The 2,952-nt window shown below is 59.1% G+C and carries 2 protein-coding genes; one reads left to right on the forward strand and one right to left on the reverse strand.

Annotation, left to right across the window (positions count from 1 at the left end; genetic code table 11):
* Positions 1-36 precede the first annotated feature (36 nt).
* Complete coding sequence (locus WCA53_RS19340; RefSeq protein ID WP_423914272.1) at positions 37-990, forward strand: LysR family transcriptional regulator; 954 nt, start codon at positions 37-39, stop codon at positions 988-990.
* A 115-nt stretch (positions 991-1,105) separates the two neighbouring features.
* On the opposite strand, the gene WCA53_RS19345 is transcribed toward WCA53_RS19340, so the two are convergent.
* Positions 1,106-2,746 (reverse strand): OmpA family protein, encoded by a 1,641-nt coding sequence (locus WCA53_RS19345; protein WP_423914275.1) that lies wholly within the window; start codon positions 2,744-2,746, stop codon positions 1,106-1,108.
* Between the last annotated feature and the right edge of the window lie 206 nt (positions 2,747-2,952).

Below are 2,952 nucleotides of genomic sequence, written 5' to 3' on the forward strand. Positions count from 1 at the left end.
CCCAAGACATTCCAAACTGGAATTCAAGGGGCACCTATGGAATTGCGATCGCTAAGATATTTCGTCGAAGTCGTCAAACAAAAAAGCTTCACAGCGGCAGCCTCGAAGATGTTCGTCACGCAACCGACCATCAGCAAGATGGTGAAATCGCTGGAAGACGAAATCGGTTCGCCACTACTGCTGCGCGAAAGTCGCCACATGGTGCTCACCGACGCCGGCCGCATCGTGTATCAGCGCGGCCTCGACGTCCTCGCCGCCTATTCCCAACTCGAAGCCGAACTCCACGATCTCGGCAAACTCGGGCGCGGCACGTTAACCATCGGTATCCCGGCAATGGGCGGATCGCTCTTCACGCCCGCCATCGCGGCGTTCAAAAAACACTACCCGAAAATCGACCTGAAATTGTTCGAGCGCGGCTCGAAGGCGATCGAGGCAGCGTTGATCGACGGCGAGATGGAATTAGGCGGCGTCCTGCTACCGGTGGATCTCGCGACCTTCGATGTCCTCCCCGTGAGTCGTCAAGTACTGTGGCTCGTAGCGCCGAAAGGATCGCGCTGGGACGCAGCGACGGAGGTGCCACTCGCCGATCTCGCGAAAGAATCGTTCGTGTTCTACGGCGAGAGTTTGTCGTTATCGGAGATCGTGCTGGGCGCCTGCAACGAGGCTGGGTTCACGCCGTCAATCGTGAGCCGCAGCGGTCACTGGGATTTCATGGCAGCGCTCGTGCAGGCAGGCGTCGGAATCGCATTGCTGCCGGCGCCGTATTGCCGGCGACTCGATGTCAACGCGTTCACCTGCCGCTGCGTCGTCAACCCGGAGATTCACTGGGATATGGCCGTGGGCTGGCGTCGTAACGGATATTTGTCGAACGCAGCGCGCGCATGGCTCGAAGTCGTTCGAAGAACGATCCCCGCCAATCTCGGCGATGACTTCCTGCAAGCCCCGCCAGAACGTTTCCCCAAGAGGGGCGCCAATACTCCGCCGAAGTAATCGATCGTTATATGAGCCGAAGATAAAAGCCGCACAACAAAAACACGCCGTCCCGCTTGCGCGGGACGGCGTGTTTTACGACCAGCCGCTTCCCGTCAGGAAAGTGTCCGATGCATTACTGCTCTTGCACTGCGAAGTCGATGCGACGGTTCGCGAAACGACCGCTAGCCGTTGCGTTGTCGGCGACCGGATGTGCGTCGCCAAAACCTTGCGCCGTCAACGAACCAGCCGGCACGCCATGCTTCACCAGGAATGCCCGAACCGCTTCCGCGCGCTTCTTCGACAGCGCGAGATTGGACGCCGCTACGCCCACGTTGTCGGAATAGCCACCCACGTTGAGCTTCACGGTCTTGTCCTTGCCGGCACAGGTCTTGAGCAATTGCGCCGATTTCGCCAACGCCAGTTGCGCATCTTGCGGCGGTACGTCAGAACCCGTACGGAAGTTGATGACTTGCAAGTTCAATACCTTGGTAACGTCAGCCGCCGAACAATCGTCGCTCAGCGATGAAAACGCGCTCATGAACGATTCTTTTGCATTCTCGACCGCGCCCTTTACATCGAACGTACCGATGGTGAAGCCCGCGCCAAACAACGACTTCAGCTTGTCCAGCCAGCCATTGCGCACGTCCGCTGCCGCACCGCTCAACTCGATGCTCTCGCCCGACAACTTCGCTTCCGCGCCCGGCAATTGCATCAGCGGCAACAGGCCGTCGAGTTTGTCGAGCCAGCTAGCCGGCTTGATGGCCGGGTCGACGGTAATGGTGGCGTTCACATGGTCCGCGCCAAACTTCGCGGTCAGGGCCGCCAGCAACTTGGCCTTCTCCTCTTCGCTGCCGACGGTCGCCTGGATGGTCGGTGCGCCAAGCTTGTCGACGGTAAACGTCAGCAACGCGTCTTTCGTGGGTGCGGGAACAGGAGCGGCAACGGGTTCGGCGGCAGCCACAACCGGCGCCGACACAACGACCGGCGCCGCTGCGGGTTCAACCGCAATCGTCTTCTCGCTGACGCACGAGCGGCTGAACAGTACCGCCAGCAATGCAATCGCGGCCGCAATCGCGAGCCACCACCATTTCTTCGACGACGCTTTCTCTTCCACGACGATCTTGTCGAGCGACGTGTTCACGGCGGTGGCCGTGCCGCCAACCGTGGACGGGTGCTCAAGATGCGAAGACACCGCTTTCATTTGCGCCGCGACGCCTGACAGGAAACTGCCTGCGCCGCCGAGACCCAGTGCGGTGGCGATACCGTCGTTCAAGCTGGCCTTGACCATGGGCAACTGATGACCGAGCAGCGTGGGCAGCGCGCCGACACTGCCGGTGTTCTTCGTGAAGTAATGCTTCAGGACGCCGAACAGCATGGTCGTGACGATGCCCGTGAGGGCGGCCGTGGAACCCGTCGACACACCCGTTTGCGAAGCTACCGTGTGGGTCAGTGCGCTGATGCGATCGTCCGACGCGACCGCACCGGCCAACCGGGTGCCCGCTGCGAGCAGCGATTGCAGGCCGTCGCCGTGAATGAGTTGCGGAAGCGCTTCGACGATATTCGAGTTCGAATCCGCCGACATGATCGATGCGAACAAACCGCGCGCACCTTCCGGCGATGCAGCCTTGCTCATCAGCGAACCGACCAGCGCGGGAGCGACGAGACCCACCACGCGCTTCGCCGCTTCAGGCGCAACGCCTAGTTTTGTGGCGAGTTGTTGCAATACGCTTTCCGTCAAAGCGCCCTGTACTAATTGAATAACATTGATACTCATTTGAATTGCCCTTCCTTGCTTGCGTAATTGCGTCAACCGCCCAGACTGAGCTGCGCGGATTATAGAATCGAGAACAAGGAAATAAGGAGTTCCGAATAAAATTCGGAATTACCTCAACCAACTTTATAAGATGTCTCTCAGAGAATCTTATTTACGTTTGTTTGCAGCCCGAAATTTGTTGAAAGTTGTTCGGATCGGGCTAAATC

The organism is Caballeronia sp., from assembly GCF_049581465.1.
Lineage (GTDB): Bacteria > Pseudomonadota > Gammaproteobacteria > Burkholderiales > Burkholderiaceae > Caballeronia.

Excerpts from the sequence above, each read along its gene's own strand:
- WCA53_RS19345 (WP_423914275.1), bottom strand. The coding sequence starts at position 2,746 with ATGAGTATCAATGTTATTCAATTAGTACAGGGCGCTTTGACGGAAAGC.
- WCA53_RS19340 (WP_423914272.1), top strand. The coding sequence starts at position 37 with ATGGAATTGCGATCGCTAAGATATTTCGTCGAAGTCGTCAAACAAAAA.